A 26,759-nucleotide genomic window follows, 5' to 3' on the forward strand; every position below is an offset into this window, starting at 1 on the left:
TCCCATGCCGAACTCAGAAGTGAAACGCGGTAGCGCCGATGGTAGTGTGGCATTCGCCATGCGAGAGTAGGACACTGTCAGGCACCTATTTAGAAGAGGCCTCCCATTCGGGAGGCCTTTTTGCATTTCTGCGTTCCAAAAATCTGCACCGTCGCCGGCATTTTAGTAAAAGTGCTGGGCTATCAAGGGATTGCCCGTTACTCTTTAGCCGTTACCGATTAACACGTGATGCTGCCAGCGAGGTATTGATGGCTACGTTGAAGGAAATTGCACAGGAAGCGGGGGTTTCTCTCGCGACGGTATCCCGGGTACTGAACGAGGATCCCAGCCTGAGCGTCAAGGAAGAGACCAAGCAGCGGATCTTCGAAATTGCCGAGCGGCTGGAGTACAAGACCAGCAGCGCCCGCAAGGGGGTACACAAGAGCAAGCTGCACTTTCTGGTGGTCTATGCCTATCCCCAGAGTACCGAGGTCAACGATCCTTACTATCTCGCCATCCGTTATGGCATCGAGACCCAGAGTGCCCGCCTCAATATCGAGCTGACCCATCTCTACAACTGTGGTGAAGGGCGTGAATTGAGCGCCGCGGATGGCATTCTGGTGGTCGGCACACTCACAGCCGAACGTCTCGTCCAGCTAAGGGCTTGTTCCAGCCAGCTGGTGTTTGTCGACTGCCGTTCACAGGGAGAGTTCGACTCGGTCGATGTGGATCTCGCCCTGATCAGCCAGCAAGTGGTGGATTATTTTATCGCTCAGGGACACCAGCGCATCGGTTATATCGGTGGCCAGGATGAGAATCCGGATCTGCGCGAGCTGGCCTTCCTCGACTACGGTCAGCGCCTTGGTGTGGTGCAGGAGAACGACCTCTATCGCGGAGATTTCTCCAGCGCCTCCGGCTACAAGTTGGCCAAAGAGATGCTGGCGGGAGATTGGCCCAGGGCGCTGTTCGTTGCCTCCGACTCCATCGCCATCGGTGTGCTGCGTGCCATCCATGAAAAAGGATTGGCGATTCCCCAGCAGATCGAGCTTATCAGCGTCAACGATATTCCGACCGCCAAGTTCACCTTCCCGCCGCTCTCCACGGTGCGGATCCACTCCGAGTTGATGGGCTCCCAGGGGGTCAACCTGCTGGTTGAACGGCTGCGGGACGAGCGGGATATCCCGCTGCGGGTGCTCGTGCCGAGCAAGCTCACCCTGCGCGGTACCACTCGATAGTTTTAGTAAAACATTCCATCTTTTATTCGCACCATCTTGCGGTGGTGCGACACCTCTCCCAAGCAAACCGCCTTCCCATATCATCCCACGACGTCATATCATATTGTTTTATAGTTGATTTTATTCCAGTTCAGCCAGCTATTATCAACATCCATGCCACTCCTCTATAGCTTGCTCTCCTTTATCTCCCGCCTCTGATCTCGCTCACAAAACCATCCATGCATTGTGATCAGGTTAAAACTTTACCAATACAAAACTGATATTTAGTAAATGTTTATCTAGAGTTTACCCAGTCAAAGTCGCCTTGTTCCGGGAGGACATGTGAATAACTGGGAAAACGTCCAATTCGTTGGTGAAAACAGGCTGGCTCCGCGTGCCTACTTCTTCTCTTATGCCGACCACGCGCTGGCGGCCACCATGCAGCGCGAGCTGAGCCGCCGTTTTCTGAGCCTTAGCGGCCAGTGGCAGTTCCACTACTTCGACCACCCCCTGCAGGTGCCGGAGGCCTTCTATCACAGCCCCATGAACGAATGGGGCCAGATCACCGTGCCCAACATGTGGCAGATGGAAGGGCATGGCCAGCTGCAGTACACCGACGAAGGTTTTCCCTTCCCCATCGACGTCCCCTTCGTGCCGACCAACAACCCCACCGGTGCCTATCAGCGCAGCTTCACGCTGAGCCCAGCCTGGGACGGCGAGCAGGTAATCATCAAGTTTGACGGGGTGGAGACCTACTTCGAGGTCTATGTGAACGGCCACTACGTCGGTTTCAGCAAGGGGAGCCGTCTCACCGCCGAGTTCGATATCAGTGCCTACGCCAACATTGGCGAGAACCTGCTGTCGGTAAGGGTGATGCAGTGGGCGGACTCCACCTATATCGAAGATCAGGACATGTGGTGGATGGCGGGGATCTTCCGCGACGTCTATCTGGTGGGCAAACCGGCCGCCCATGTGCAGGACTTCTTCATCCGCACCGCGCTGGCCGATGACAATCAGAGCGCTACCCTGAGCTGCGATATACAGCTGGAGAATCTGGGGGCGGCTGCCTGTGATCACCGTCTGGTCTGGTCGCTGCTGGATCAGAGCTGCGAGATCGCCAACGGCTCGCTCGATCATCTCGCCATCGATGGCAAGTGTGATTGCCGCTTCACGCTGGATCTGGCCAACCCCCATCTGTGGAGTGCCGAAGATCCTTACCTCTATCAGCTGCAACTCTCCCTCTACAACGGTCAGGGCGAGCTGCTGGAAGTGATCCCGCAGCGGGTCGGGGTGCGTGAAATCAAGGTCAAAGATGGCCTCTTCTACGTCAACGGTCACTACCTCAAGCTGCACGGGGTGAACCGCCACGACAACGACCATCTCAAGAGCCGTGCGGTCGGCATGGATCGTGTTGAACGCGATATCGTGCTGATGAAGCAGCACAACCTCAACTCGGTACGTACCGCCCACTACCCGAACGACCCGCGCTTCTACGAGCTGTGCGACCAGTACGGTCTGTTCGTGATGGCGGAGACCGACGTGGAGACCCACGGTTTTTCCAACGTCGGCGATCTCAGCCGCATCACCGACGACCCCTTCTGGGAGCCGGTGTTCGTGGATCGCATCGAGCGCCACGTTCACGCCCAGAAGAACCACCCCTCCATCATCATCTGGTCGCTGGGCAACGAGTCCGGCTACGGCTGCAACATCAGAGCCATGTACCAGCGCTGTAAGGCGATCGACCCGACCCGGCTGGTGCACTACGAAGAGGATCGCGATGCCGAGGTAGTGGACGTGGTCAGTACCATGTATTCCCGCGTCTCCCAGATGAACTGCTTCGGCGAGTTCCCGATGGAGAAGCCGCGAATCCTCTGCGAATACGCCCACGCCATGGGCAACGGCCCGGGTGGCCTCAGCGAATACCAGCAGGTGTTCGACCGCCATCCCCACATTCAGGGTCACTACATCTGGGAGTGGTGCGATCACGGCATTCTGGATCAGGACGAGCAGGGCCGCCCCGTCTACAAGTACGGCGGTGACTACGGCGACTACCCCAACAACTACAACTTCTGCATGGATGGCCTCATCTATCCGGATCAGACCCCGGGGCCGGGCCTGCGCGAATACAAGCAGGTGATCTGCCCGGTCAAGGTGCGGGCACTGGATCTGGCGAGCGGCCGGCTTGAGCTGGAAAACCGCTACTGGTTCTCCAATCTCGACGACATCCGCCTGCTGGTCGAGGTGAAGGCCGAAGGCGAACTGCTGGCCAGCCAGCAAATCCGGTTGGAAGGGATTGATCCCGGTGCCACTACTGAGCTGCAACTCGAACTGCCATCCCTCGATGGGCGGGAAACCTTCGTCCAGCTGCGGGTCATCAAGGCCACCGCCACCCGCTACAGCGCGGCGGAGCACGAGCTGGGCCAGTACCAGTTCCAGCTGAAGGCATCGACTCGCCAGCTGCAGCCCTTTGCCAATCCCAACGCCACCCCGTTGCAGATTGCCGACGAACGGCTTGACCTGACCTTGAGCGGTAGCGGCTTCGCCCTGCGCTTCTCGCGCTTCGACGGCAAGCTGGTGAGCTGGCAGCAGGATGGTATCGAGCTCATCGAGCGTTCGCCGCGCCTCACCTTCTTCAAGCCGATGATCGACAACCACAAGCAGGAGTATGAGAGCCTGTGGCACCCGAACCACCTGCAGATCATGCAGGAGCACTTCCGCACTCTGAGCTGGCGCCAGCTGGGTGATGCGGTCGAGGTGACGGTGGAGAGCCTGATCGCGCCGCCGGTGTTCGACTTCGGTATGCGCTGCTGCTACGTCTACACCCTGAGCCCGAACGGTCAGCTGCACGTGGCCCTCTCCGGTCAGCCCTACGGCGGTTATGACGACATCATCCCCAAGATCGGCTTCGAGCTGGGCATTCGTCAGGATCTCGACCGGGTGCACTACTACGGCATGGGGCCGGGCGAAAACTATCAGGACAGCCGCCAGAGCAACTGGATCGACAGCTTCCAGAGCACAGTCAGCGAGATGTGGGAGCACTACCCCTTCCCGCAGGACAACGGCAACCGCCAGCAGGTGCGCTGGGCGACCCTGACCAACCGCCACGGCGGCGGTCTCTACGTGCGGCCCGATGCCCCCATCAATCTGAGCGTCTGGCCCTACAGCTGGGAGCATATCCACGCGGCGCAGCACATCAATGAGCTGGAGTCGAGTGGTTATCTCACCCTCAATCTGGATCACAAGGTACTGGGGCTGGGTTCCAACTCCTGGGGCTCCGAGGTGTTGGACTCCTGGCGGGTGCGCTTCGAGCCATTCAGCTTCGGCCTGACCCTGCTGCCCATCGCTCGCGGCAACCTCAATCCGGCTGCGCTGGCCGGGCTCGATCTCACCATCAACGGCGGGAGGAACCTCGCATGATCACCCTGGACAACCTGACCCTGTTCAAAAACATCTACCGGGAGGGCAAGAAGTGGGGCCGCTGCGTGGAGGCCATCAACAACCTGCCAAACCTCAAACCCGGCATCTGCCACTCCATCGGTGACTCCCTCACCTATCGCTTGCAGGAGGGGGCCAGCCCGGCCGCCTCGTTGTTCGAGGGGCAGCGCCGTTACTTCGACGTTCACTACTACCTGGAAGGAGCAGAGACGGTGGAGTGGGCCCCCAAATCGGAGCTGGCGGTCGAGCAGGCTTATGACGACACCACAGACCGCGAGTGGCTGGCCGGTGAGGTGCGTGAGCGCCAGCAGGTGGGCAAGGGTCAGGTGGTGATCTTCGAGAACGACGAGGCTTACAGGTTTGTCGGCGACGGGCCGGTGCGCAAGGTGATCATCAAGGTCACCGTCGAAGGCGGCTACTTCAAGAACAAATAACAAGCCGCCGGTTCTGCACTGATAAAAGCCGGAAGGGCGGGGCTCACCCTACAACCCACGCCCCGCCCTTTCGCGGCAATAACTACAGGTCTGGAGATGCACCATGTCTGATTCCAAACGCAATACGATAGGCAAGTTTGGTCTGCTGTCGCTCACCTTCGCGGCGGTATTCAGCTTCAACAACGTCATCAACAACAACATCGAAATCGGTCTGGCCTCGGCCCCGATGTTCTTTCTGGCCACCATTTTCTACTTCATTCCGTTCTGCCTGATCATTGCGGAATTTGTGTCACTGAATAAGAACTCCGAAGCGGGGGTTTACGCCTGGGTGAAGAGCTCCCTCGGCGGTCGCTGGGCCTTTATCTCCGCCTACACCTACTGGTTCGTGAACCTCTTCTTCTTCACCTCCTTGCTGCCGCGGGTCATCGCCTACGCCTCCTATGCCTTCCTCGGCTATGAGTACATTCTCACCCCGGTGGCGACCACGGCATTGAGCATGGTGCTGTTTGCCTTTGCCACCTACGTCTCCACCAACGGCGCCAAGATGCTCGGCCCCATCACCTCGGTGACCTCGTCCCTGATGCTGCTGCTGACCCTCTCCTACATTCTGCTGGCAGGTGCGGCACTGGTGGGCGGTGTGCAACCGGCCGACCCCATCACGGTAGAGGCGATGATCCCCGATTTCAGCTGGGCCTTCCTCGGCATCACCACCTGGATCTTTATGGCAGCCGGTGGCGCCGAGTCGGTGGCGGTCTACGTCAATGACGTGAAAGGGGGCTCCAAATCCTTCGTGAAGGTGATCATCGTCGCCGGGATCTTTATCGGGGTGCTCTACTCCATCGCATCGCTGTTGATCAACGTGTTCGTCCACAGCGATACCCTGAAATATACCGGCGGCTCGGTGCAGGTGTTCGAGGGGCTGGCAGCCTACTTCGGCCTGCCGGAGATCCTGATGAACCGCTTCGTCGGTCTGGTCTCCTTCACCGCCATGTTCGGCTCCCTGCTGATGTGGACGGCGACCCCGGTGAAGATCTTCTTCTCCGAGATCCCGGCCGGCATCTTCGGCAAGAAGACGGTCGAGCTCAACGAGAACGGCGTGCCCGCCCGGGCCGCCTGGATCCAGTACCTCATCGTGCTGCCGCTGATGGTGATCCCGACTCTGGGCTCCAACACAGCGCAGGATCTGATGAACACCGTCATCAACATGACCGCTGCCGCCTCCATGTTGCCGCCGCTGTTCATCATGCTGGCCTACCTCAATCTGCGGCTGAAGCTCGACCACCTGCCGCGGGAGTTCAAGATGGGTTCGCGCACCACCGGTATCGCCGTGGTCTCGGTGCTGATCGCCATCTTCTCGGTGGGCTTCCTCGCCTCCACCTTCCCGACCGGCGCCGACATCATGACCATCATCTTCTACAACGTCGGCGGGATCGTGATTTTCCTCGGCTTCGCCTGGTGGAAGTACAACCGCTACGAAGCCTCCCTCAGCGCCGAAGCACGCGCGAAAGAGGCCCAGCCGACGGCGCAGGTTGCCATGCAGACACCATAGCCACTGCATTGACTCCCAATCAAACCGGGTGGCCGTTGGCCACCCGCAAACCGTTGAACCAGAAAAGGAAAAGAGCATGAGCGAGACGATCGAGTTTGCCGAATTCAAACGGGTCGAGATGAAGGTGGGCAAGGTGCTGGAGGTGGTGCGTCACCCCGGTGCCGACAAACTCTACATCGTCCAGATCGATGTGGGTGGCGAGCGGCCGCTGCAGACTGTCACCAGTCTGGTGCCCTACTACAGCGAAGAGGAGCTGATGGGCAGCGAGGTGGTGGTACTGACCAACCTCAAGCCCACCAAGATGCGCGGCGAGCGATCCGAGTGCATGTTGCTCTGCGCCGAGACCCCGGACGAGAGCCAGAGCGTGCTGTTGCAACCGCGGGTGCCGATGGCGCCGGGCACCCCGATCGTCTGAATGGTATTGCGAGCCGGTGCGGGAGACGGTACCGGTTCAGCAACGAGGCCGTCCACGCGGCCCGATCATAACAAGAGAGTAAAGCGCGGGGCCGACAGACCCTTGCCAAACACATCACAGAGTCACAGCGTTACCCGCAGGGAGCGCAAGTCCACTGGAGGACACCATGTCTGAATCCGTACGCGGCACCATAGGCAAGTTTGCCCTGTTGTCGATGACCTTTGCCGCCGTGTTCAACGTGCGCAACATCGTCAACAACAACATCGAGCTGGGGCTCAGCTCCGCCCCCATCTTCCTGCTGGCGACCCTCGTCTACTTCATCCCGTTCGTCTTCATCATCGCCGAGTTCGTTTCGGCCAACAAAAACTCCGAGTCGGGGATGTACGACTGGCTTAAAAAACCGCTCGGCACCCGGATGGCCTATCTGGGTTCGTTTCTCTACTGGTTCGTGAACCTGTTCTGGTTTGTCTCCCTGCTGCCCAACGTCATCGCCTACGCCTCCTACGCCATGCTGGGCTATGAGTACAGCTTCTCGCCAATGGTCACCTCGATCATCTCCATCGTGCTGTTTGCGGCGGCGACCCACATCTCCACCAAGGGGGCGAGCTGGCTCGGCAAGATTGCCGAGATCGTGGCCTACGGTGTGTTTGCCCTGTTCGCCATCTATGTGCTGGGCGCCCTGATGGCCCTGAGTGGCGATCATGTGCCGGCCCAGCCCATCACGCTGGAGGCGATGACTCCCACAGTCAACTGGGCAACGCTGGGTATCATGTGCTGGATCTTCCAGGCGGCGGGCGGTGCCGAGACCGCAGCGGCCTACCTCAATGATGTCAAGGGCGGCCAGAAGTCCTTTATCAAGGTGATCATCAGTGCGGGTATCGTCATCGGTGCCATGTATGCGGTCGGTTCCCTTTTGGTGAACGTGTTCGTGCCGCGCGAGAGCCTCACCTATGCCGGCGGCATGGTGGAGATCTTCACTGGCATGGCCCAGTACTTCGGGCTTTCCGAGGCGCTGGTGGGCCGCTTCGTCGGCGTGGTGCTGTTTATCGCCATGTTTGGTTCCATGATGATGTGGACCTCGGCGCCGGTGAAGATCCACTTCTCCGAGATCCCGCAGGGGGTTTACGGCGAGAAGACCACCCAGCTCAACGAGCACGGCGTGCCGGTGCGCGCCGCCTGGTGGCAGTTTACCTTTGTGTTCGTGATGCTGGTGGTCAACGGCTTCGGTTCCGAGTCGGTGCAGCAGATGATGAACACCGCCATCAACCTCACCGCCGGCACCGCCATGTTGCCGCCGATCTTCATCATGGTGGCCTACTTCGTGTTCCGCTGGAAACATGACGATACCCCCCGTGACTTCCGCATGGGGTCGCGCAAGTTCGGGATGTGCGTAGTGTCGGTGCTGATCGCCATCTTCGTGGTGAGCATGAGCGCCTCCGCCTTCCCGGCCGGGGTGGATCTGGTGCGCGCCTTCTTCATCAACGTCTTTATGACAGCGGTCTTCTCGGCGCTGGCCTACTGGTGGATCTCCCGCTTCGAGAAGCGGCAGGCTCGCAAGCTCGCCGGCAATGAGAAGAAAACCGGCAACGGCAAGCTGGCCAGCCAGCACTGATCGGCAGAACGAAAAAGCGAGACGGACGGCCTTGGTCGCCCGTTTTTTATCCATTTAGCCGCGGTTTGGCGCTATCTGGCTGCGGGTCAGCAACTTCCGCTATTCGACAAAGCAAAGGCGTTAAGCATTGATGAACAATTAACCGCTGCACAACGTTGCGCCTCTCCGTTATCGGGGTAAGCTGGAGATTCGTTTTAGCGGGAGGTGCCAGACATCTCCCGCTCTGTTTCTTGTCCTCCCCAATCCTGACTGTCGCCATGGCTGCAGGATGCCCTTCTGATGGAGACCTTTCGTGCGTCTGGATCCCTTTACTGTTGTGCTGATTACGGTGGTCACTCTGGCCTCCCTATTTCCCTGCGAGGGGCAGGTGGCTGTCTGGTTCGGTCTGCTGACCAAGCTGGCGGTGGCGCTCCTGTTCTTCATGCATGGCGCCAAGCTGTCGCGCCAGAACCTGCTGGCAGGTCTCGGTCACTGGCGGCTTCATCTGGTGGTGATGCTCAGCACCTTCGTGCTCTTTCCGCTGCTCGGGCTGCTGCTCACCCCGCTGGTGCCGAGCTGGCTGAGCCCGGCCATCTACCTTGGCTTCCTCTATCTCTGCGCTCTGCCTGCCACCGTGCAGTCGGCTATCGCCTTTACCTCCATGGCTGGCGGCAATGTGTCGGCGGCGGTGTGCAGCGCCTCGGCCTCCAGCATCCTCGGTATCTTTCTCTCGCCGGTGCTGGTGGGGATGATGATCCACGTACAGGGGGAGGGGATCGACACCTGGCACTCCATCCAGTCCATCATGATGCAGCTGATGCTGCCGTTCGTGGTGGGCCACCTGTCGCGTCCACTCATCGGTCGCTGGGTCGACAGCCATCGTCCGCTCATCGGCAAGCTGGATCAGAGCTCCATCCTGCTGGTGGTCTATGTCGCCTTCAGCGAGGCGGTGGTGCAGGGGATTTGGCATCAAGTAGGTTGGTACGATCTGGCCAGTATCGTGCTGCTGAGCTGCGTCTTGCTGGCGCTGGTGCTCTGCTGGAACGTCTGGATCAGTCGTCGCCTCGGCTTCGACAAGGCGGACGAGATCACCATCGTCTTCTGCGGCTCCAAGAAGAGCCTCGCCAACGGGGTGCCGATGGCCAACGTCATGTTCCCGGCCGCAAGCGTCGGGGTGATGGTGCTCCCGCTGATGATCTTCCACCAGATCCAGCTGATGGTCTGCGCCGTGCTGGCACGCCGCTATCACGAGCAGGGGCATTGATACTCGCGCTGTTTTGATTGCCATAACAAGAGGGAGGCCCGTTGGCCTCCCTCTTTTCATCTGAATGCCGCTCGGCGGATTAGCGTTTGCGCCAGACGGTGAGCTGCGCCACCGTGTGCTGGTATTTGCGGGCGGTCTCGCGGATGACGAAGGGCACATCCCGGGGCGGGCAGTGCTCCTCGAACTCCGCCGCCAGCAGCCGTTGCAGCGCCTGATAGGTGGTGAGCGCCTCGCCGTTTTCGCGAATGCCGCCGAGCCAGTTGGCGGGCGGGGTATATTCCGCCAGCCAGGTATAGGGGCTGGTGAGCACCAGCAGGCCACCGCTGCGCAGCCGGGGGGCGATATCCCGCAGGAAGCGGGCGGGCTCCCGCAGCCGATCGATGAGGTTGGAGGCGAGCACCAGATCGTAGTGGTCATATTTGGGCTTGAGGTTGCAGGCATCCCCCTGACTGAAGTGGATGCGCTCCGCCTGGCTCGCCCCCAGCCCGTGGCTCGACAGGCGTGCCTCGCAATACTCCACCAGTTCACCCTCCAGCGGAATGGCGTAGCGGAAACTGTCCTGGCTGGCGAGGGCCAGCGCCACATCGATGAAGCGGGCCGAGTAGTCCACCCCGTCCACATGCTGGAAGTGGCGGGCCAGTTCGAAGCTGGCGCGGCCGGTGGCACAGCCGATATCCAGCGCCCGCTGGTGGTTGCTGCACAGCTCGCCAGCAAGATCCGCAAGCGTCTTGGCGTAGTTGGCTACCCCGAAGTGGCTCGGGCCGTACTGGAAGTCGAGGTACTGAGCGACCAGCGTGTCGGTTTCATAGGGATTCACGATAACGGGTTCCTGATAACGGGAGACCAGATAGCGGAAACCCGCATGCTGGAAGAAGTGACGCCGGAAGGCGTAACGGGATGATTTGAGCGCTTCGTTACCCGTGCTGATCCAGCTGCCGCCCTTGATCAGGGTGTGCTTGCCATCAAAGGTGGGGGTGGAGAAGTCGTCGTAGAGCGGGTGGATTTTAAAGCCGTCGAAGCCATCGATGGCGGTGCTGGTCCACTGCCAGACATTGCCCACCAGATCGAAGAACTCCCCTTGCGGGCAGGCATCCACCGGGCAGGAGGAGGCGAAACGTGCCAGATTGATATTGCCGGGGGCCTGTGTCCAGTCCGGCTGATCGCCGGGTAGCTGCTCGCGCAGCAGCATCCATTCCGCCTCGCTCGGCAGCTGGATGGGGAGTCCGGTCCGGGCCGCCTTCCAGCGGCAGAAGGCAGCCGCTTCCAGCTGATTCACCTCGACCGGCCAGTCCCAGGGCATGGCGACCTGCTCGGTCATCAGCCGCAGCTGCAGTTGTTCGGGCTTGGGGGAATCACCCACCCAGAAGGTGGGCATCTGCGCCCTGGCATACTGACACCAACCCCAGCCTTCCTCATCCCACCACTGTTGCTGGCCGTAGCCGCCCGCCTGGACGAAGGCGAGGTACTCGGCATTGCTCACCAGCATGCGGCTGGCCTGAAACGGGGCCAGCTCGATCTGGCGCTCGCCATATTCGTTGTCCCAGCCGTAGGTGGCGTCCCGCTTGCCAAGGCGCACCTTGCCGCCAGCCACCGGCAGCAGGCTGTTGGCGGGCACCTGATCAATGTGGTGGCGGGCTTCAGTGCAGGCGGGCCAATAAGGCTGCGGCCGCACCCAGGCGAGCGGCAACTGGCGGATGAGCACGCTGGAGGTTTCGAGGTGGATGCGCTCGTGCTCTATCCCCATCAGGATCACCCAGGCCGGGCTCTGCCAGTCGATGGGCAGAGTGAGCGGCATCTGGCGAATAAAATCGCACACCAGCGAACGGACTTTGGCCCGATAGCTGCGCAGCTCGGTGACCTTGGGCCAGTCGTAGTGGGTCTCGTCCAGATCGTCCCAGCTCATCTCGTCCACCCCTATGGCGACCATGGCCTCGATGCGGGCATCCAGCCGCTGATCGATCAGGCGTGCCGCCAGCAGCTTGTTGATAAAGAAGGCGGCGGTGTGGCCGTAGTAGAAGATGAGCGGGTGGCGCAGCGGGATCGCCTTGTTGAACCAGGCCCGCTCATCGGCCAGACAGTCGAACAGCGAGTCGTAGAGATCGAAGGTCTGGCAGAAGTAGGCGAGCAGTTCGCGCCGTTTCTGCTCGGGATCGCTGCCGGTCAACAGCGGGGTGAGAGTCGGTTCCGGCAGACCGGTGGCGGTGGCATAGAGAGGGCTTGCTTGGGTCACGCTCTGGCTCCTTGTTGGCAGTGAAGACTGACAAGACAGTGGTAATGACATTACCGCAATGGAGAGCTTGGTACGCACGAAGTACCACTATTGGCTCAACAGACCGGCAGGGCAATTAAAAACTTCCACGGGCTGTCAGCATAGTGACCGGCAGGACGACCCGCCAATCAGCCACAATCATATCCGTTCGAGAATGGTTATTTTCACCAAAATATGGTCTAAATGGCTCTCTAAATTCTTCGTTCTGTTCTGGGTGAAAAAGTTATTTCCTTTTGAATCATTAGGTTAATTTTTGGCTCACGCTTTGCAGAGCATGAAAACCAATTGGCCCTGGATGGCCAACACATAAGGAGGAGAGTAGCGATGAAATGGATGATGGTTGTCATGTTGATGGCAGGGCTCAGTGGTTGTCACTGGCTGGATCAGACCAGAGTGACCGGAACGGGGGCTGTGGTCGAGCGCCAGCAGGGGCTCGGTGACGGGGTGACCCGGGTGCTGGCGGGGGTGCCTGCCTCCCTCCATCTGGTAGCGGGGGAGCCGCGCGGCATCCTGAGCAAGGGGCAGGAGAACCTGCTGCCCTATCTGGAGCTGACCGAGAGCGGCGACAAGCTGGAGATCGAGGTGAAGGAGGGTTACCGGCTCGATCCTACCGAGCCGCTGGAGCTGACCATCACCTTGCCGGTGTTGAACGAACTGGCATTGGCCGGGACCGGCAACGGCGATCTGAGCGGCTTCAAGGGCGATGAGCTGGTGCTGTCGGTGGCCGGTACCGGTGACATCGTCGCCAGTCAGCTGGAGCTGAAACGGCTGGAAGGGAATATCGCTGGCACCGGCAGTCTGGAGCTGGGCAGCGGTTCGGCGCAGGCCATCGAGCTGAACATTGCCGGATCTGGCGACGTGCTCGGGAGCGAGATGCGCGGCAACGAGGTAGAGGTCAATATCGCCGGTAGTGGTGATGTGGCGGTACGGGCGCAGGAGACGCTGAAAGTCGGCATCGCCGGCTCAGGCAACATCGCCTACTGGGGCGATCCCAAGGTGGAGCAGCAGATCGCAGGCTCCGGCGGAGTGACCCGAGCGGGCAGCTGAAGCCAACCGATCACCACAACTGAAACAGGCCCGTCACGGGCCTGTGTTGATCAGAGGTGGCGGGCGTGAAAGCGCAGGTGCGCCTCGATAAAGCTCGCCACGAAGTAGTAGCTGTGGTCATAGCCCTCGTGGCGGTTGAGCTCCAGCGGCCACCCCTTGCTGGCGGCCACTTCGGCCAGCGCATCGATATGCAACTGCTCGGCGAGGAAGGGATCATCCAGTCCCACATCCACCAGGGTGGGCAGCGACGTGACCGGCTGGTGGCGCAGCAGCTGGCAGGCATCCCACTCCTGCCACAACAAGGGATTGCTGCCGAGGTAGGCGCCGAGCGCCTTCTGGCCCCAGGGGCAGCGGCTCGGGTGGCAGATCGGGCTGAACGCCGACACCGAGCGGTAGCGACCCGGCTCCCGCAGCGCGGCGATCAGCGCACCATGACCGCCCATGGAGTGGCCGCTGATGGCGCGGCGGGTCGAGACCGGGAAGTGGGTCTCTATCAAGTCAGGCAGTTCGCGGGTGACGTAGTCATACATCTGGTAGTGCGCCTGCCAGGGACTCTGGCTGGCATTGACGTAAAAGCCAGCTCCCATGCCGAGGTCATAACTGGGGTCGTCCGCTACGCCGTCACCGCGGGGGCTGGTGTCCGGCGCCACCAGTGCTATGCCCAGCTCGGCGGCGATACGCTGGGCACCCGCCTTCTGCATAAAGTTCTCATCGGTGCAGGTGAGGCCACTGAGCCAGTAGAGCACCGGCACTTTCTGGCCGGTGAGGGCCTGAGGCGGCAGATAGATGGCAAAATTCATCTCGCAGCCGAGCACGCTGGCGTTGTGGCGATAGCGCTTGTGCCAGCCGCCGAAGCTCTTGTTGCTGCTGATAATCTCCAGATTCATCGAAGGACTCCTGCACCCCGCCCACGATGGCGGGCGGGGTGATCATGCTCAGTAGTGGATGACGGTGCGGATGCTCTTGCCTTCATGCATCAGATCGAACGCCTCGTTGATCTGCTCAAGCCCCATGGTGTGGGTGATGAAGTCGTCCAGCTTGAACTCGCCCTGCATGTAGCGCTGCACGTAGCTCGGCAGTTCGCTGCGACCACGCACGCCGCCGAAGGCGCTGCCGCGCCAGACCCGGCCGGTGACCAGCTGGAACGGGCGGGTGCTGATCTCCTGGCCGGCGCCGGCCACGCCGATGATGACCGACTCGCCCCAGCCTTTGTGGCAGCACTCCAGCGCCGCGCGCATCACCTTGACGTTGCCGATGCACTCGAACGAGAAGTCGACGCCGCCGTCGGTGAGCTCGACGATCACCTCCTGGATGGGCTTGTCATAGTCGTTCGGGTTGATGCAGTCGGTGGCGCCCAGCTTGCGGGCCAGCTCGAACTTGCTCTCGTTGATGTCGATGGCGATGATGCGGCCGGCCTTGGCCAGGCGAGCCCCGATCACGGCGGAGAGGCCAATGCCGCCCAGCCCGAAGATGGCGACGCTCTCACCCTCTTTCACCTTGGCGGTGTTCATCACGGCGCCGATGCCGGTGGTGACGCCGCAGCCGAGCAAACAGACCTCTTCCAGCGGGGCGGCCGGGTCCACCTTGGCGATGGAAATCTCCGGCAGTACCGTGTATTCGCTGAAGGTGGAGGTGCCCATGTAGTGATAGATGGGCTGGCCATCCTTGGAGAAGCGGGTGGTGCCGTCCGGCATCAGCCCCTTGCCCTGAGTGGCGCGGATCTTCTGGCACAGGTTGGTCTTGCCGGATTTGCAGAATTTGCACTCGCCGCACTCGGGGGTGTAGAGCGGGATCACGTGATCGCCCACCTTGACGCTGGTGACGCCCTCGCCGACGGATTCGACGATGCCGCCCCCCTCGTGACCGAGGATGCAGGGGAAGACCCCTTCCGGATCTTCACCTGAGAGGGTGAAGGCATCGGTGTGGCAGACGCCGGTGGCGACGATGCGCACCCGCACTTCGCCCGTCTGGGGCGGCATGACCTCGATCTCTTCGATGGAGAGGGGCTGGCCCGGGCCCCAGGCTATGGCGGCTTTACACTTGATGCTTTGAACCTGTGCCATGAATGACATCCTTCTTGTTGAGCAGGGTGAACAGAGATGAGTTCGGACAGTCAGTGTAGTTTCCCGCCGATTTGGTGATAATGAGGGCAAATCTCAAATCACTTTTACACACAGGTAATAATGTTCGGCTGGGAAGGGATCTGTGAATTTGTCAGCGTGGCGGAGCAGGGGGGCTTTACCCCGGCGGCGCGCAAGCTGGGGGTGTCGGTGGCGCAAGTCAGCCGGCAGGTGGCACAGCTGGAAGATCGGCTGCAGGCCAAGCTGCTGCTGCGCACTACTCGTCAGGTGCGGCTCACTGAACTTGGCGAGATCTACTATCGCCACTGCCGTCAGCTGCTCGACAACCTCTACGAGGCTGAACTGGCGGTGGGGCGCCATCAGGCCGTGCCGCAAGGCACCCTGCGCATCACGGCACCCGTCTCCTACGGCGAGAGCCGCATCGCCCCGCTGGTGAATGACTTCATGGTGCGTTTCCCCCAGCTGGAGGTGACCCTCAATCTCACCAACCAGCTGCTGGATCTGGTGCACGAGGGCTACGATCTGGCGCTGCGGCTCGGCCATCTCAAGGATTCGACGCTGGTGGCGCGCAAGCTGGCACAGCGGGTGCCCTATGTCTGTGCCTCACCGGCTTACACCGCCCGCCACGGCATGCCCAACAGCCTCTCCGAGCTGACCCGCCACACCTGTCTGGTGGGCAACAGCGACGAGTGGCACTTCACCCTGGATGGCCGCCCCCACAGCGTGCGGGTGCGCGGATTGTTGCAGTGCAACAGTGGCCACGCTCTGCTGGATGCGGCGCTCAAGGGGATCGGCATCATCCAGTTGCCGGACTACTATGTGAGCGACCATCTGGCCCGAGGCGAGCTGATCGAGCTGCTGCCCGAGCTGCGGGCGCCGGCCGAGGGGATCTGGGCCCTCTATCCCCATAACCGCCACCTCTCCCCCAAGGTACGGCTGCTGGTGGACTACCTCGCCGAGCGGCTGAGCGACCCTCACCAACCGGCGCTGGTGATGCCGATAGGCTAGGGCTTCTCTCGCTCGTTGGCTCACTGGTGGAAATCTCATGGCCTGAAAATAAAAGAGCCCTTGAGGAATCAAGGGCTCTTTTGCAGGTAACAACCGGATAGTCAGCGATGCATCACTCGATGTTCTGAATTTGCTCGCGCATCTGCTCGATAAGGACTTTCAGCTCGACGGCGGACTGGGTCACTTCGGCATTGATGGACTTGGAGCCCAAGGTGTTCGACTCGCGGTTGAACTCCTGCATCATAAAGTCGAGACGACGACCACAGGCGCCACCCTTCTTCATGATCTTGTTGGTCTCGCTGATGTGCATCTCCAGACGATCCAGCTCTTCGGCCACGTCGATCTTCTGGGCCAGCAGCACGATCTCCTGCTCGATGCGGGCCGGGTCCAGCTCGACCTTGGCTTCGGCCAGACGGTCGGTGAGCTTCTGGCGCTGCCATTCGATGATCTGCGGCAGGTGGACGCGCACCTTCTTCACTTCCACCTGAATACCGGCCAGACGCTGTTCGATCAGCGCCTTGAGGTTGGCCCCTTCGCTGGCGCGGGAGGCGAGGAAATCTTCCATGGTCTGGTCAAAACCGCCGAGCAGCTCGGTGGCGACCGCGTCCATGTCCTGCTCGGCGGCAGCCATGACCCCCGGCCAGCGCAGCACGTCGACAGGATTGAGCTGGCCCTGGCCCGCTTCTTTCATTACCCAGCTGGCGCTGTCGATGATCAGCTTGGCCAGCTCTTCATTGATATGCAGCTGCTTTGCATCTGCTTGAGCGGCTTCGAAACGCAGGTTGCACTCCACCTTGCCGCGCTGCAGCTTGGCGCGAAAACGCTCACGCAGTACCGGCTCCAGGCTGCGCAGTTGCTCCGGCAGGCGAATGTAGGTTTCCAGATAGCGCTGGTTTACCGAACGAATTTCCCAAACGGCTGTGCCCCAGTCGCCCTTGAATTCCTTGCGGGCGTAGGCGGTCATGCTGTGAATCATTGATTGTTCCGGGCTTGATGAAGTGTGCGGCCAGTATACTCAGCCCGGCCCTGCTCGTCAGCCGATGCCGTGGTTTTAGCGGCTGATATTTGGGGCGGGATCACTTATAATCCCCCGCCAATTTGAGCCAGCCCAGAGGTCCGTTCCATGTCACGTCCAAGCGATCGCAGTGCCGCGCAACTTCGCCCGGTTACCATTACCCGCAATTTCACCAAACATGCAGAAGGCTCAGTGCTGGTGGAGTTCGGTAACACTCGCGTGCTCTGCACCGCCAGCGTCGACACCAGCGTGCCGCGCTTCCTGAAAGGGAAGAATCAGGGCTGGGTGACTGCCGAATACGGCATGCTGCCGCGCTCCACCCACTCCCGGATGAACCGCGAAGCGGCCTCCGGCAAGCAGAGTGGCCGTACTCTGGAGATCTCCCGTCTGATCGCCCGCTCCCTGCGCGCGGCGGTAGACCTGACTGCGCTGGGCGAGCACTCCATCACAGTTGACTGTGACGTGCTGCAAGCCGATGGCGGCACCCGCACCGCCTCCATTACCGGTGCCTGTGTGGCGCTGGTGGATGCGCTGAACTGGATGGTGGAGAAGGGCATGATCAAGCAGAGTCCGCTCAAGCAGATGATCGCCGCCGTTTCCGTCGGCATGTATCAGGGCGAAGCCATCTGCGATCTGGAGTACATCGAAGACTCCGCCGCCGAGACCGACATGAACGTGGTGATGACCGAAGATGGTCGCATCATCGAGGTGCAGGGCACCGCGGAGGCCGAGCCCTTCACCCATGAAGAGCTGCTGGAGATGCTGGCGCTCGCCAAGGGCGGCATCGCCGACATCATTGCGCTGCAGAAGCAGTCGCTCTCCTGATTTTAAAAACGCGGCATTGACCGCGTTTTTTTATACCCCCACACAAGACAACGACAAGCCAAGCAAGGAGCCAGAATGAAAGCCTACCAGCGTCAATTTATCGAGTTCGCCCTGGAGAAACAGGTTCTCAAATTCGGTGAATTTACCCTGAAATCCGGTCGTAAAAGCCCCTACTTCTTCAACGCCGGTCTGTTCAACAGCGGCCGCGATCTGGCCCGTCTCGGCCGCTTCTATGCCGCCGCCCTGATGGATGCCGGCATCGAGTTCGATGTGCTGTTTGGCCCGGCCTACAAGGGGATCCCCATCGCTTCCGCCACCGCCGTGCAGCTGGTGGAGCAACACGATGTGGATGTGCCCTGGTGCTTCAACCGCAAGGAGGCCAAGGATCACGGCGAGGGTGGCAATCTGGTGGGCAGCCCGCTCAAGGGGCGCATCATGCTGGTGGACGACGTTATCACCGCCGGCACCGCCATCCGTGAATCCATGGATCTGATCCAGGCCAACGGCGCCTCGCTGGCGGGCGTGCTGATCGCGCTGGACCGTCAGGAGAAGGGCAAGGGCGAGCTCTCCGCCATTCAGGAGGTGGAGCGTGACTACGGCGCCCACATCATCGCCATCATTCAGATGAGCGACCTGATTGCCTATCTGGAAGAGAAGCAGGCCGAGCAGCCGGATCTGGCGGCGCAACTGGCTGCCATGAAGGCTTACCGCGCCCAGTACGGTATCTGAGTCGCAGTTCACACCGCACAATAGTTGAAGGCGGCGCCCGTTGGCTCTCTGGCAGCAAACGGGCGCCGTTTTTTTCATCTGCAAAAAGTGGATCATGTGGCTTGAGTTTACCCTTACAGTAAAGGTTAGGGTTTGCCAGTCGGCGTTTTGTGGTGCCGACGGGTTCCGGGGAGGAACAACATGACCACTCATCTTCAATCACCCATTCATCTGCAATTGCCGCTCAGCGGCATGAGCTGCGCCAACTGCGCAGGCCGCATCGCAGCCAGTCTCAACAAACTCGACGGGGTATCGGCCACCGTCAACTTCGCGCTGGAGCAGGCTGCCATCGAGCTGGCCAGCCCCGATCGCCTGCCTGCGGTGCTCGACAGCATCAAGAGTCAGGGTTACGACTACGGCAGCGAGACCATCCAGTTTCAAATCACCGGCATGACCTGTGCCGGTTGCTCGGCTCGGCTGAACAAGATGCTGGCCGCGCTGCCCGGCGTTATCTCGGCCGAGGTCAACTTCTCTATCGAGCAGGCCCGGATCGTACTGGTCCCCGGGATGCAGACGCCCGCCGCTTTGCGCGAGCAGATCGAGGCGCTCGGCTTTGGCGCCCAGCTGGCAAAGGGTTCGGCCAGCGGCCGCCGCCAGCAGTTGCTGGAGCGGGAAGTGCAGGAGGCCGCCACAGCCCGTCAGGCGCAGACCCGGGTCATCATCTCGGCTTTGCTCACCCTGCCGCTGCTGGTGGGGATGCTGGCCATGGCTGGACTGTTCCCCTGGCATCTGCCCGCCTGGTTGGAGCTGCTGCTCGCCACCCCGGTGCAGTTCTGGATCGGGGCCCGTTTCTATCGCGGCGCCTGGCTCGCCATCAAGAACCGCGCAGCCAATATGGATGTGCTGGTGGCCACCGGCACCAGTGCGGCCTACTTCTACAGCCTCTATCTGCTGCTGACGTTGGGGATGGCTGCCAGCGGCAAGCTCTACTTCGAAGCGAGCGCCATCATCATTACCCTGATTTCGTTGGGAAAACTGCTGGAGGCGAGAGCCCGCCGCAGCACCCAGTCCGCCATTCGCGAACTGATGGCGCTGCGGCCGGAAACCGCCACCGTCTGGCGTGGCGAGAGCTGGCAGAGCGTCGCCATCGACGAGGTGCTGCGTGGCGATCGGCTGCGGGTGCTGGTGGGTGAGCGGGTGCCGGTGGACGGCAAAATCCTGAGCGGAGCCAGCGAGCTGGACGAGTCGATCCTCACCGGCGAGAGCCTGCCGGTGCCGCGCGGCGAGGGCGACAAGGTGCTGGGCGGCGCCATCAACCGCTCCGGTGTGTTGGAGATCGAAGCCACTACCGTGGGAGAAGATTCCAGCCTCAGCAAGATCATCGCACTGGTGGAGAGTGCCCAGATGGGCAAAGCGCCGCTGCAACAGTTGGTGGACAAGGTTTCCGCCGTGTTCGTACCGGTGGTGATGGCCATCGCCCTGTTCACCCTGCTGGTGTGGTACGCCATCAGCAACGACTTCGGTCAGGCGCTGCTGGCAGCGGTGGCGGTGCTGGTGATCGCCTGCCCCTGTGCGCTGGGGCTGGCCACACCGGCGGCCATTGTCACCGGCACCGGCGTCGCGGCGCGCCACGGTATCCTGATCAAGGATGTGGATACCTTGCAGAAGGCCCACGCCATCAAGGCGCTGATCTTCGACAAGACCGGCACGCTCACTCAGGGTAAGCCTGTACTGGCCAGCTGGAGCGGCAATGACGAGCAGTTGCATCTGGCCGCCGCCCTGCAGCAGGCGAGCGAACATCCGCTGGCGCTGGCCATGCGCGAGGCGGTCGGCAAAGAGGCGGTATTGCCCCAGCCGGAAGCGGTGGAGGTGCGGGTCGGTGCCGGTATTGTCGGTCAGGTGGCGGGCCATAGGGTCGCTATCGGCAATGGCTCCCTGCTGGCCCAGCTCGAGATTGAAATGCCGCAACAGGATGAACAAGCCGCCGATGGGGCGACCCGGGTTTGGGTTGCCATCGACGGTGCTGTGGTTGGTATCGCCGCTTTGGCCGATACCCTGCGCCCCGAGAGTCCGGAAGCCATCGCCACTCTGCGTCAGCGCGGCATCGCCAGCTGGCTGGTGAGCGGCGATGCACCGGCGCCGGTGGCCCATATCGCCGCCAAGCTGGGGCTGGACGGGGCCTTTGACTCCGTGCTGCCAGCGGGCAAGGTGGAGAAAGTGGAGGCGCTGCGGGCTCAAACCCGCGGGCTGGTGGCCATGGTGGGGGACGGGGTGAACGACGCTCCGGCGCTGGCGGCGGCAGATGTCGGTATCGCCATGGGCTCCGGCTCCGATGTGGCGATGGAGACCGCTTCCATCACCCTGATGCGATCTGACCCGCGGTTGGTGGCCGATGCCATCGATATCTCGGCGGCGACCTGGCGCACCATACAGCAGAATCTGTTCTGGGCCTTCGTGTTCAACATCATCGGTATTCCGCTGGCGGCACTGGGCTACCTGAGTCCCGAGCTGGCTGGGGCGGCCATGGCCCTGAGCAGCATCACTGTTTTGAGCAATTCCCTGTTATTGAAACGCTGGCAGCCCAGGGCGGCGCACGGGCCAGCATCCAACCCGATCAGTAAGGAGGCATAAATGAACATCAGCAAGGTTGCCAAGGCCACTGGGCTGACCGCCAAGACCATCCGTTATTACGAGAGCATTGGCCTCATCACAGCCCCGGTACGCAGTGACAACGGCTATCGCAGTTACACCGAGGGGGCGCTGCGGGAGCTGCGTTTCGTCAAGCGGGCGCGGGAGACCGGCTTCAATCTGGAGGAGTGTCAGGAGCTGCTGGCGCTCTATCGGGACGAGCACAGAACCAGTGCTCAGGTGAAGAAGCTGGCGCAGGAGAAGATCGTCGATCTGCGCGCCCGCATCGCCGGGCTGCAGGCCATGCTTACCTCCCTGGAAGGGTTGGTTTGCTGCTGCCACGGGGATGAAAATCCCGAGTGCCCGATCCTCGACGAATTGGAGAAGGGGTGAGCAAGGACTCACCTGCCAGCGCAGAAGAAATCGTTATTGATTGATTAACTTCTTAATAAGCGGCGCTTTATTGTTGCGGGTCAGGGGGTAATGGTAGACTGCTCGGCTCTTGTACAGGAGTACTCAGTTGACCCAGAGTGTGACACGCCAGGTTAAGCAGGCCATTATGGCCCAGCTCTATACCCATGCATCGTTCAGTCTCCCCTGTTTGGGCGTGTTGGCATTTGGCTGGAGTCTGCTGTTTCACGACTATCTACCCGCCATCGAAGCGCTCGGTTGGCTGGCAGGCACTTTCCTGTGGCTGTTGGGCCGGGGCTGGCACCTGCGCTGGCGCCGAGCCCGCCTGCACCAGACGCCGTTGCCGGTGCTGGAGCGGGAGCTCTTTATCGGAGCCACCATCACCTCAATCATCTGGGCCCTCGGGGTGCTGCTCTACATGGACAAACTGCCCGATACCTACCGGGCCGCCATGATGATGCTCTCCAGCCTCATTCTGACCGGCAGCGCCATCATGCTGTTTGGCAGCCGCCGTACCCTCTATGGTTCCGCCCTGCCGCTGGGCATGGCGATGCTGTTCGAGCTTGGCAATGGCAACGAGCAGGAGCGGATTGTCTCCTGCATGCTGGCGGGCTATCTGTTTGTCTTTCTGCCGACCCTGTTGCGCCGGATGCGGCGGGATCAGATCGCCTCGCTCCACCACCGTTTCTCCAACGCCGAACTGGTGGCCGAGCTGAAGGCGGTCTCCGAGCATTTGCGTCTCACCTCTCGCCTCGACGGCCTGACCGGCATCGCCAACCGCGCCCATCTCGACGACTCTCTGGAGCGGGCCTGGCGGCGCTGCCATCGCGCCCGGGCGCCGTTGTCGCTGGTGCTGGTGGATGTGGATTACTTCAAGCAGTTCAACGATCTCTACGGCCATCAGCTGGGGGATGACTGTTTGCAACAGGTTGCGGGGCTGCTGGCCGAGGTGGAGCGGCGCGAGGACGATCTGGCGGCTCGTTACGGGGGTGAAGAGTTTGCCCTGCTGCTGCCCTGCACCGGCATGCAGGGGGCGTTGCAGGTGGCGGACAATGTGCGGCAGGCGCTCAAGGAGCTGGCTATCCCGCACCAGAAGTCACTGGTCTCCGGTCGGGTCACATGTAGTTTTGGTGTTGCGACACTGATACCGGACAACAGCATGAAAATCGCCGATTTGATCCAAAAAGCGGATGCGGCACTCTATCAGGCCAAGCATAATGGGCGGGATCGAATCGAAGTAGCCTTGATGGGTAAGGTTGCCTGAATTTAACGTGACAGATTAAAGAGGTTGTCTATGCAATGTCATCGTATCGAAGAGCTGCTGGAGTTGTTGCAGCCTGCCTGGATCAAGGAACAGGATCTCAGCCTGGTGCAGTTTGTTGCCAAACTGGCCCAAGAAGCGGGATTTGAAGGGCCTCTGTCCGAGCTGACCGACGACATGCTGATCTATCACCTCAAGATGCGAGAATCCGACAAGCAGGCGATGATCCCCGGTCTGGCCAAGGATCATGTGCCCGATTTCAAAGAGGCACTGCTCAAGGCACGCGGAATCAAGTGAATCTTTAACGGAAGCGCATCACCTTGGGGTGATGCGCTTTTTTGTTGCCGAAAATTGCGATCCAACCCCAATATTAGATACATCTAATCCACACAATTAGCATGCTGTTTAAGATATAATCCGCTCCATAACAAATAAGGGAGCGATGTCTTGCAATGGCCGATCACGAGAAAATCGATATCAAGGATGTCACCGACAAGAGCGTAACCGGGACTTTCAACCCCAATACGTTCAAAGCCAGCGATGACAGATTCAACCCCGGCAACCGTATCTACGTCCGGGCCCAGACCGGTTACTGGCAGCGGGTGCGCAAAGGGATGGGCTGGTTCTTCGTTGCCCTCTTCGTGCTGCTGCCCTGGCTGCGCTACGAGGGACGACAGGCGGTGCTGTTCGACCTCGGTCACCAGCAGTTCCATATCTTTGGCGCCACCATCTGGCCGCAGGATCTGACCCTGCTCGCCTGGCTCTTCATGATCGCCGCCTTTGGACTCTTCTTTATTACCACCTTCCTCGGCCGGGTCTGGTGTGGCTATCTCTGCCCGCAGACGGTCTGGACCTTCATGTTCATCTGGTTTGAAGAGAAGCTGGAAGGGCCCGCCAACAAGCGGCGCAAGCTGGACGAGGCGCCTTGGAGCGGCGAGAAGCTGGCCCGCAAGGGAGCCAAGCATCTGGCCTGGCTGGCGATCTCGCTGGTGACCGGCCTGACCTTCGTCGCCTACTTCCAGGATGTAACTGAACTGGTGCCGGACCTCTTCACTCTGCAGGCCAGCGGATGGGTGCTGTTCTGGGTGATCTTCTTCACCATCATCACCTACGGCAACGCGGGCTGGATGCGTGCCATCATGTGTATCCACATGTGCCCCTATGCCCGCTTCCAGTCCGCCATGTTCGACAAGGACACCTTCATCGTCGGCTATGACACCAAGCGTGGCGAAACTCGTGGCGCCCGCTCCCGCAAGGCAGATCCCAAGGCGATGGGATTGGGTGACTGTATCGACTGCGATCTCTGCGTGCAGGTTTGCCCGACCGGTATCGACATCCGCGATGGCCTGCAGTACGAGTGCATCAACTGCGGCGCCTGCGTCGATGCCTGCGACCAGACCATGGAGCGGATGGGCTACCCGAAAGGGCTCATCAGCTACACCACCGAGCACAAGCTGGCCAACGACTCCACTCATGTGGCGCGGCCCAAGTTGATCGGTTACGGGCTGGTGATGGCTGTGATGCTGGGGGTGTTTGTCTACAACGCCATGTCCATCATGCCGATGGGGCTCGATATCTTGCGGGATCGCAACCAGCTGTTCCGCGAAAATAGCGAGGGGCTGATTGAGAACACCTACACCCTCAAGATCCTCAACAAGACCCTGCAGTCCCAGACCTACCAGCTGGATGTGGAGGGCTTGCCCGAGTATCAGTGGTTCGGCCCCCGTGAAGTGACCCTGAAGGCGGGCGAGATCTACACCCTGCCGGTCAGTCTGGCGGTCGATCCCTACAACCTGAAACGGCCGGCGCTGGATATCCAGTTCGTGCTGAAACGGGAGGGGGCGGCGCCCGATGACAGCAAGGGCAACCTGCGCCAGGGCAGCAAGTTTATCAGCCGGTTGTAACTGCGTGTGATTGCGGGCCGGGCGTGGCAATAATCCGGTCACCAGCGAGCACGGCAATGCCGGTCAGTAGTGATAGAATGGGGCGCAACGGCGCCCCTTTCTTATGGTGGATGACATGCGTTTCAACTATTCCGACCTCAATCCCGACCTCATCATGGATGCGCTCGATCTCAGTGGCCTGCGGCTCGACTCCGGCCTTATCGAGCTCAACAGTTACGAAAACCGGGTCTATCAGTTTCAGGATGAGGATCGTCGCCGCTATGTGGTGAAGTTCTACCGCCCCGGCCGCTGGAGCCGGGCCCAGATCCTCGAGGAGCACGAGTTTGCCACCCGCCTTGCAGAGGCGGAGATCCCGGTCGCTGCACCGCTCGCCTTCGCGGGCGAGACCCTGCTGGAGCACGAGGGCTACCCCTTTGCCATCTGGCAGAGCGTCGGTGGCCGCCAGTTCGAGGTGGATAATCTCGACCAGCTTGAGTGGGTGGGGCGTTTCCTCGGTCGCATTCATCAGATCGGCGCCAGCAAGCCGTTTCACCATCGGGTGAGGCTCGATGTGGAGAGCATGCTGCATGAACCGCGTCAGCTGCTGGCGTCTGGCGAGTGGCTGCCAAGCGGGCTGGCGAAGCAATTCTTCGGGGTACTCGACGAGCTGATCAAGCATGTCAGCGACGCCATGACCCTGGATGTGGCGCAGATCTCCCTGCATGGCGATTGCCATCCGGGCAACATCCTCTGGCGCGATGGCCCCATGTTTGTCGACCTCGATGATTGCCGCACCGGCCCCGCGATTCAGGATCTCTGGATGATGCTGAGCGGCGAGCGCCACGAGCAGCAGATCCAGCTCGACACCCTGCTGGCGGGCTACGAGGAGTTTATGGAGTTCGACTCGCGGGAGCTGGCGCTGATCGAGCCGCTGCGGGCGATGCGCATCGTTCACTACATGGCGTGGCTGGCACGGCGCTGGGAAGATCCCGCTTTCCCCCGTCACTTCCCCTGGTTCAATACCGATCACTATTGGCGTCAACAGATTGCGACCCTGCACGATCAGCTGGAAACGCTGAAGGCACCGCCGTTGAGTCTGATGCCAAACTGGTGAAATAGAAGGGATCTTGCGCGGCAAGCGGGACTCGATCTCCGGCCCTGACCATTGACGTCAGCATGGCGAAACAATAGGCTTGGCACTGCTTCGGTTCGCCGGGCGTGCCTCACAGTGATCCCTTAACAGGAAACATCATGAAAAAAGTTCTATTTTTCCTTGCTGCCATGCTGATGATCCCCATGGTTCACGCCGCCCCCGAGTTCAAGGAAGGCGTCAACTACGATGTGGTCAAACAGACTGGCAGTGCCCAGCCGGAAGTGATGGAGTTCTTCTCCTACTACTGCCCGCACTGCGCTACCTTCGAACCGATCGTTGAACAGTTGAAGGCCGGGTTGCCAGAGGGTGTGCCCCTCAAGAAGAACCCGGTTGCCTTCCTCGGCCGCGAGATGGGCCCCGAGATGCAGCGCGCCTATGCCGTTGCCAGCCTGCTCAATGCCGAAGCCAAGCTGACTCCGGCCATCTTTACCAAGATCCACACCCAGCGTCAGCCGCCGATGAGCCGTGACGATGTGAAGAAGATCTTCGTGGATAACGGCGTACCGGCTGAAGAGTTCGACGGTGCCGTCGACAGCTTCGCCGTCTCCGGCATGGTCTCCCAGTTCGATCGCAACACCGAGAGCTACAA

At 60.9% G+C, this 26,759-nt stretch carries 22 protein-coding genes; 18 read left to right on the top strand and 4 right to left on the bottom strand.

Annotation, left to right across the window (positions count from 1 at the left end; translation table 11 throughout):
• Positions 1-248: 248 nt before the first annotated feature.
• The 7 genes from ebgR to G5358_RS11335 all read left to right on the top strand — a co-directional run bounded on the left by ebgR (position 249) and on the right by G5358_RS11335 (position 9,881).
• The gene (ebgR, locus tag G5358_RS11305; RefSeq protein WP_421324110.1) at positions 249-1,214 is read left to right on the top strand and encodes a transcriptional regulator EbgR; all 966 of its coding nucleotides are present in this window, start codon (positions 249-251) and stop codon (positions 1,212-1,214) included.
• Between the two features lie 321 nt (positions 1,215-1,535).
• Complete coding sequence (ebgA, locus tag G5358_RS11310) at positions 1,536-4,610, top strand: beta-galactosidase subunit alpha (protein WP_421324111.1); 3,075 nt, start codon at positions 1,536-1,538, stop codon at positions 4,608-4,610.
• Positions 4,607-5,062, top strand: coding sequence for a beta-galactosidase subunit beta (locus G5358_RS11315; RefSeq protein WP_421324112.1), 456 nt, complete (start codon positions 4,607-4,609; stop codon positions 5,060-5,062). The genes ebgA and G5358_RS11315 overlap by 4 nt, the downstream gene beginning before the upstream one ends.
• Positions 5,063-5,165: 103 nt before the next feature.
• Positions 5,166-6,611, top strand: coding sequence for an amino acid permease (locus G5358_RS11320; protein WP_106553610.1), 1,446 nt, complete (start codon positions 5,166-5,168; stop codon positions 6,609-6,611).
• 76 nt (positions 6,612-6,687) lie between these two features.
• Positions 6,688-7,026, top strand: a complete 339-nt coding sequence (locus tag G5358_RS11325) for a tRNA-binding protein (RefSeq protein WP_005342042.1) — start codon at positions 6,688-6,690, stop codon at positions 7,024-7,026.
• Between the two features lie 166 nt (positions 7,027-7,192).
• Positions 7,193-8,638, top strand: a complete 1,446-nt coding sequence (locus G5358_RS11330) for an amino acid permease (RefSeq protein ID WP_421206287.1) — start codon at positions 7,193-7,195, stop codon at positions 8,636-8,638.
• Between the two features lie 292 nt (positions 8,639-8,930).
• Positions 8,931-9,881 (top strand): bile acid:sodium symporter family protein, encoded by a 951-nt coding sequence (locus G5358_RS11335; RefSeq protein WP_421206288.1) that lies wholly within the window; start codon positions 8,931-8,933, stop codon positions 9,879-9,881.
• Positions 9,882-9,960: 79 nt separating this feature from the next.
• Here G5358_RS11335 and ovoA read toward each other — a convergent pair whose 3' ends face one another.
• Positions 9,961-12,111 carry a 5-histidylcysteine sulfoxide synthase gene (gene ovoA, locus G5358_RS11340; protein WP_421324113.1) on the bottom strand — a complete coding sequence of 717 codons (2,151 nt, stop codon included), beginning with the start codon at positions 12,109-12,111 and terminating at the stop codon, positions 9,961-9,963.
• Positions 12,112-12,474: 363 nt separating this feature from the next.
• Here ovoA and G5358_RS11345 point away from each other — a divergent pair, with 363 nt between their 5' ends.
• Positions 12,475-13,197 (top strand): head GIN domain-containing protein, encoded by a 723-nt coding sequence (locus G5358_RS11345; RefSeq protein ID WP_421324114.1) that lies wholly within the window; start codon positions 12,475-12,477, stop codon positions 13,195-13,197.
• 50 nt (positions 13,198-13,247) lie between these two features.
• On the opposite strand, the gene fghA is transcribed toward G5358_RS11345, so the two are convergent.
• Together fghA and G5358_RS11355 are read right to left on the bottom strand one after the other, a co-directional pair.
• Positions 13,248-14,084 carry an S-formylglutathione hydrolase gene (fghA, locus tag G5358_RS11350; RefSeq protein ID WP_421324115.1) on the bottom strand — a complete coding sequence of 279 codons (837 nt, stop codon included), beginning with the start codon at positions 14,082-14,084 and terminating at the stop codon, positions 13,248-13,250.
• Positions 14,085-14,132: 48 nt separating this feature from the next.
• Positions 14,133-15,260: an S-(hydroxymethyl)glutathione dehydrogenase/class III alcohol dehydrogenase gene (locus tag G5358_RS11355; protein ID WP_421206291.1), complete on the bottom strand. Its 1,128-nt coding sequence runs from the start codon at positions 15,258-15,260 to the stop codon at positions 14,133-14,135.
• A 120-nt stretch (positions 15,261-15,380) separates the two neighbouring features.
• On the opposite strand from G5358_RS11355, the gene G5358_RS11360 reads away from it, so the two are divergent.
• A complete protein-coding gene (locus tag G5358_RS11360; RefSeq protein WP_042055364.1) occupies positions 15,381-16,286 on the top strand; it encodes a LysR substrate-binding domain-containing protein in 906 nt (301 codons plus the stop codon).
• Between the two features lie 112 nt (positions 16,287-16,398).
• Here the strand turns inward: G5358_RS11360 and G5358_RS11365 are convergent, their stop codons facing one another.
• On the bottom strand, positions 16,399-17,262 hold the full coding sequence (locus G5358_RS11365) for a YicC/YloC family endoribonuclease (protein WP_110304600.1): 864 nt from the start codon (positions 17,260-17,262) through the stop codon (positions 16,399-16,401).
• A 147-nt stretch (positions 17,263-17,409) separates the two neighbouring features.
• Here G5358_RS11365 and rph point away from each other — a divergent pair, with 147 nt between their 5' ends.
• The 9 genes from rph to G5358_RS11410 form a co-directional block, all read left to right on the top strand.
• On the top strand, positions 17,410-18,126 hold the full coding sequence (gene rph, locus G5358_RS11370; protein ID WP_005339589.1) for a ribonuclease PH: 717 nt from the start codon (positions 17,410-17,412) through the stop codon (positions 18,124-18,126).
• 75 nt (positions 18,127-18,201) lie between these two features.
• Entirely contained in the window at positions 18,202-18,855 is a 654-nt protein-coding gene (gene pyrE, locus G5358_RS11375) for an orotate phosphoribosyltransferase (protein WP_216952344.1), read from the top strand.
• 180 nt (positions 18,856-19,035) lie between these two features.
• Positions 19,036-21,465, top strand: a complete 2,430-nt coding sequence (locus G5358_RS11380; protein ID WP_421324116.1) for a heavy metal translocating P-type ATPase — start codon at positions 19,036-19,038, stop codon at positions 21,463-21,465.
• Entirely contained in the window at positions 21,466-21,855 is a 390-nt protein-coding gene (cueR, locus tag G5358_RS11385; protein WP_005356117.1) for a Cu(I)-responsive transcriptional regulator, read from the top strand.
• Positions 21,856-21,982: 127 nt separating this feature from the next.
• On the top strand, positions 21,983-23,137 hold the full coding sequence (locus G5358_RS11390; protein WP_005339596.1) for a GGDEF domain-containing protein: 1,155 nt from the start codon (positions 21,983-21,985) through the stop codon (positions 23,135-23,137).
• 30 nt (positions 23,138-23,167) lie between these two features.
• The gene (locus G5358_RS11395; protein ID WP_005339598.1) at positions 23,168-23,431 is read left to right on the top strand and encodes a YihD family protein; all 264 of its coding nucleotides are present in this window, start codon (positions 23,168-23,170) and stop codon (positions 23,429-23,431) included.
• Between the two features lie 155 nt (positions 23,432-23,586).
• Positions 23,587-25,038: a cytochrome c oxidase accessory protein CcoG gene (ccoG, locus tag G5358_RS11400; protein WP_421324117.1), complete on the top strand. Its 1,452-nt coding sequence runs from the start codon at positions 23,587-23,589 to the stop codon at positions 25,036-25,038.
• A gap of 103 nt (positions 25,039-25,141) precedes the next feature.
• Complete coding sequence (locus G5358_RS11405) at positions 25,142-26,131, top strand: serine/threonine protein kinase (RefSeq protein WP_111900981.1); 990 nt, start codon at positions 25,142-25,144, stop codon at positions 26,129-26,131.
• A gap of 137 nt (positions 26,132-26,268) precedes the next feature.
• Positions 26,269-26,759: thiol:disulfide interchange protein DsbA/DsbL (locus G5358_RS11410; RefSeq protein WP_421324118.1), on the top strand; the 491-nt coding region annotated here is incomplete at its 3' end.

Origin of the sequence: Aeromonas sp. 604176, from assembly GCF_049170755.1 — a bacterium.
Classification (GTDB): Bacteria; Pseudomonadota; Gammaproteobacteria; order Enterobacterales; family Aeromonadaceae; genus Aeromonas; species Aeromonas veronii_A.

Coding starts and splice junctions, on each gene's coding strand:
- ebgR (WP_421324110.1), top strand. CDS start 249: ATGGCTACGTTGAAGGAAATTGCACAGGAAGCGGGGGTTTCTCTCGCG.
- G5358_RS11315 (WP_421324112.1), top strand. CDS start 4,607: ATGATCACCCTGGACAACCTGACCCTGTTCAAAAACATCTACCGGGAG.
- G5358_RS11320 (WP_106553610.1), top strand. CDS start 5,166: ATGTCTGATTCCAAACGCAATACGATAGGCAAGTTTGGTCTGCTGTCG.
- G5358_RS11325 (WP_005342042.1), top strand. CDS start 6,688: ATGAGCGAGACGATCGAGTTTGCCGAATTCAAACGGGTCGAGATGAAG.
- G5358_RS11330 (WP_421206287.1), top strand. CDS start 7,193: ATGTCTGAATCCGTACGCGGCACCATAGGCAAGTTTGCCCTGTTGTCG.
- G5358_RS11345 (WP_421324114.1), top strand. CDS start 12,475: ATGAAATGGATGATGGTTGTCATGTTGATGGCAGGGCTCAGTGGTTGT.
- fghA (WP_421324115.1), bottom strand. CDS start 14,084: ATGAATCTGGAGATTATCAGCAGCAACAAGAGCTTCGGCGGCTGGCAC.
- G5358_RS11355 (WP_421206291.1), bottom strand. CDS start 15,260: ATGGCACAGGTTCAAAGCATCAAGTGTAAAGCCGCCATAGCCTGGGGC.
- G5358_RS11360 (WP_042055364.1), top strand. CDS start 15,381: ATGTTCGGCTGGGAAGGGATCTGTGAATTTGTCAGCGTGGCGGAGCAG.
- G5358_RS11365 (WP_110304600.1), bottom strand. CDS start 17,262: ATGATTCACAGCATGACCGCCTACGCCCGCAAGGAATTCAAGGGCGAC.
- rph (WP_005339589.1), top strand. CDS start 17,410: ATGTCACGTCCAAGCGATCGCAGTGCCGCGCAACTTCGCCCGGTTACC.
- pyrE (WP_216952344.1), top strand. CDS start 18,202: ATGAAAGCCTACCAGCGTCAATTTATCGAGTTCGCCCTGGAGAAACAG.
- G5358_RS11380 (WP_421324116.1), top strand. CDS start 19,036: ATGACCACTCATCTTCAATCACCCATTCATCTGCAATTGCCGCTCAGC.
- cueR (WP_005356117.1), top strand. CDS start 21,466: ATGAACATCAGCAAGGTTGCCAAGGCCACTGGGCTGACCGCCAAGACC.
- G5358_RS11395 (WP_005339598.1), top strand. CDS start 23,168: ATGCAATGTCATCGTATCGAAGAGCTGCTGGAGTTGTTGCAGCCTGCC.
- ccoG (WP_421324117.1), top strand. CDS start 23,587: ATGGCCGATCACGAGAAAATCGATATCAAGGATGTCACCGACAAGAGC.
- G5358_RS11405 (WP_111900981.1), top strand. CDS start 25,142: ATGGTGGATGACATGCGTTTCAACTATTCCGACCTCAATCCCGACCTC.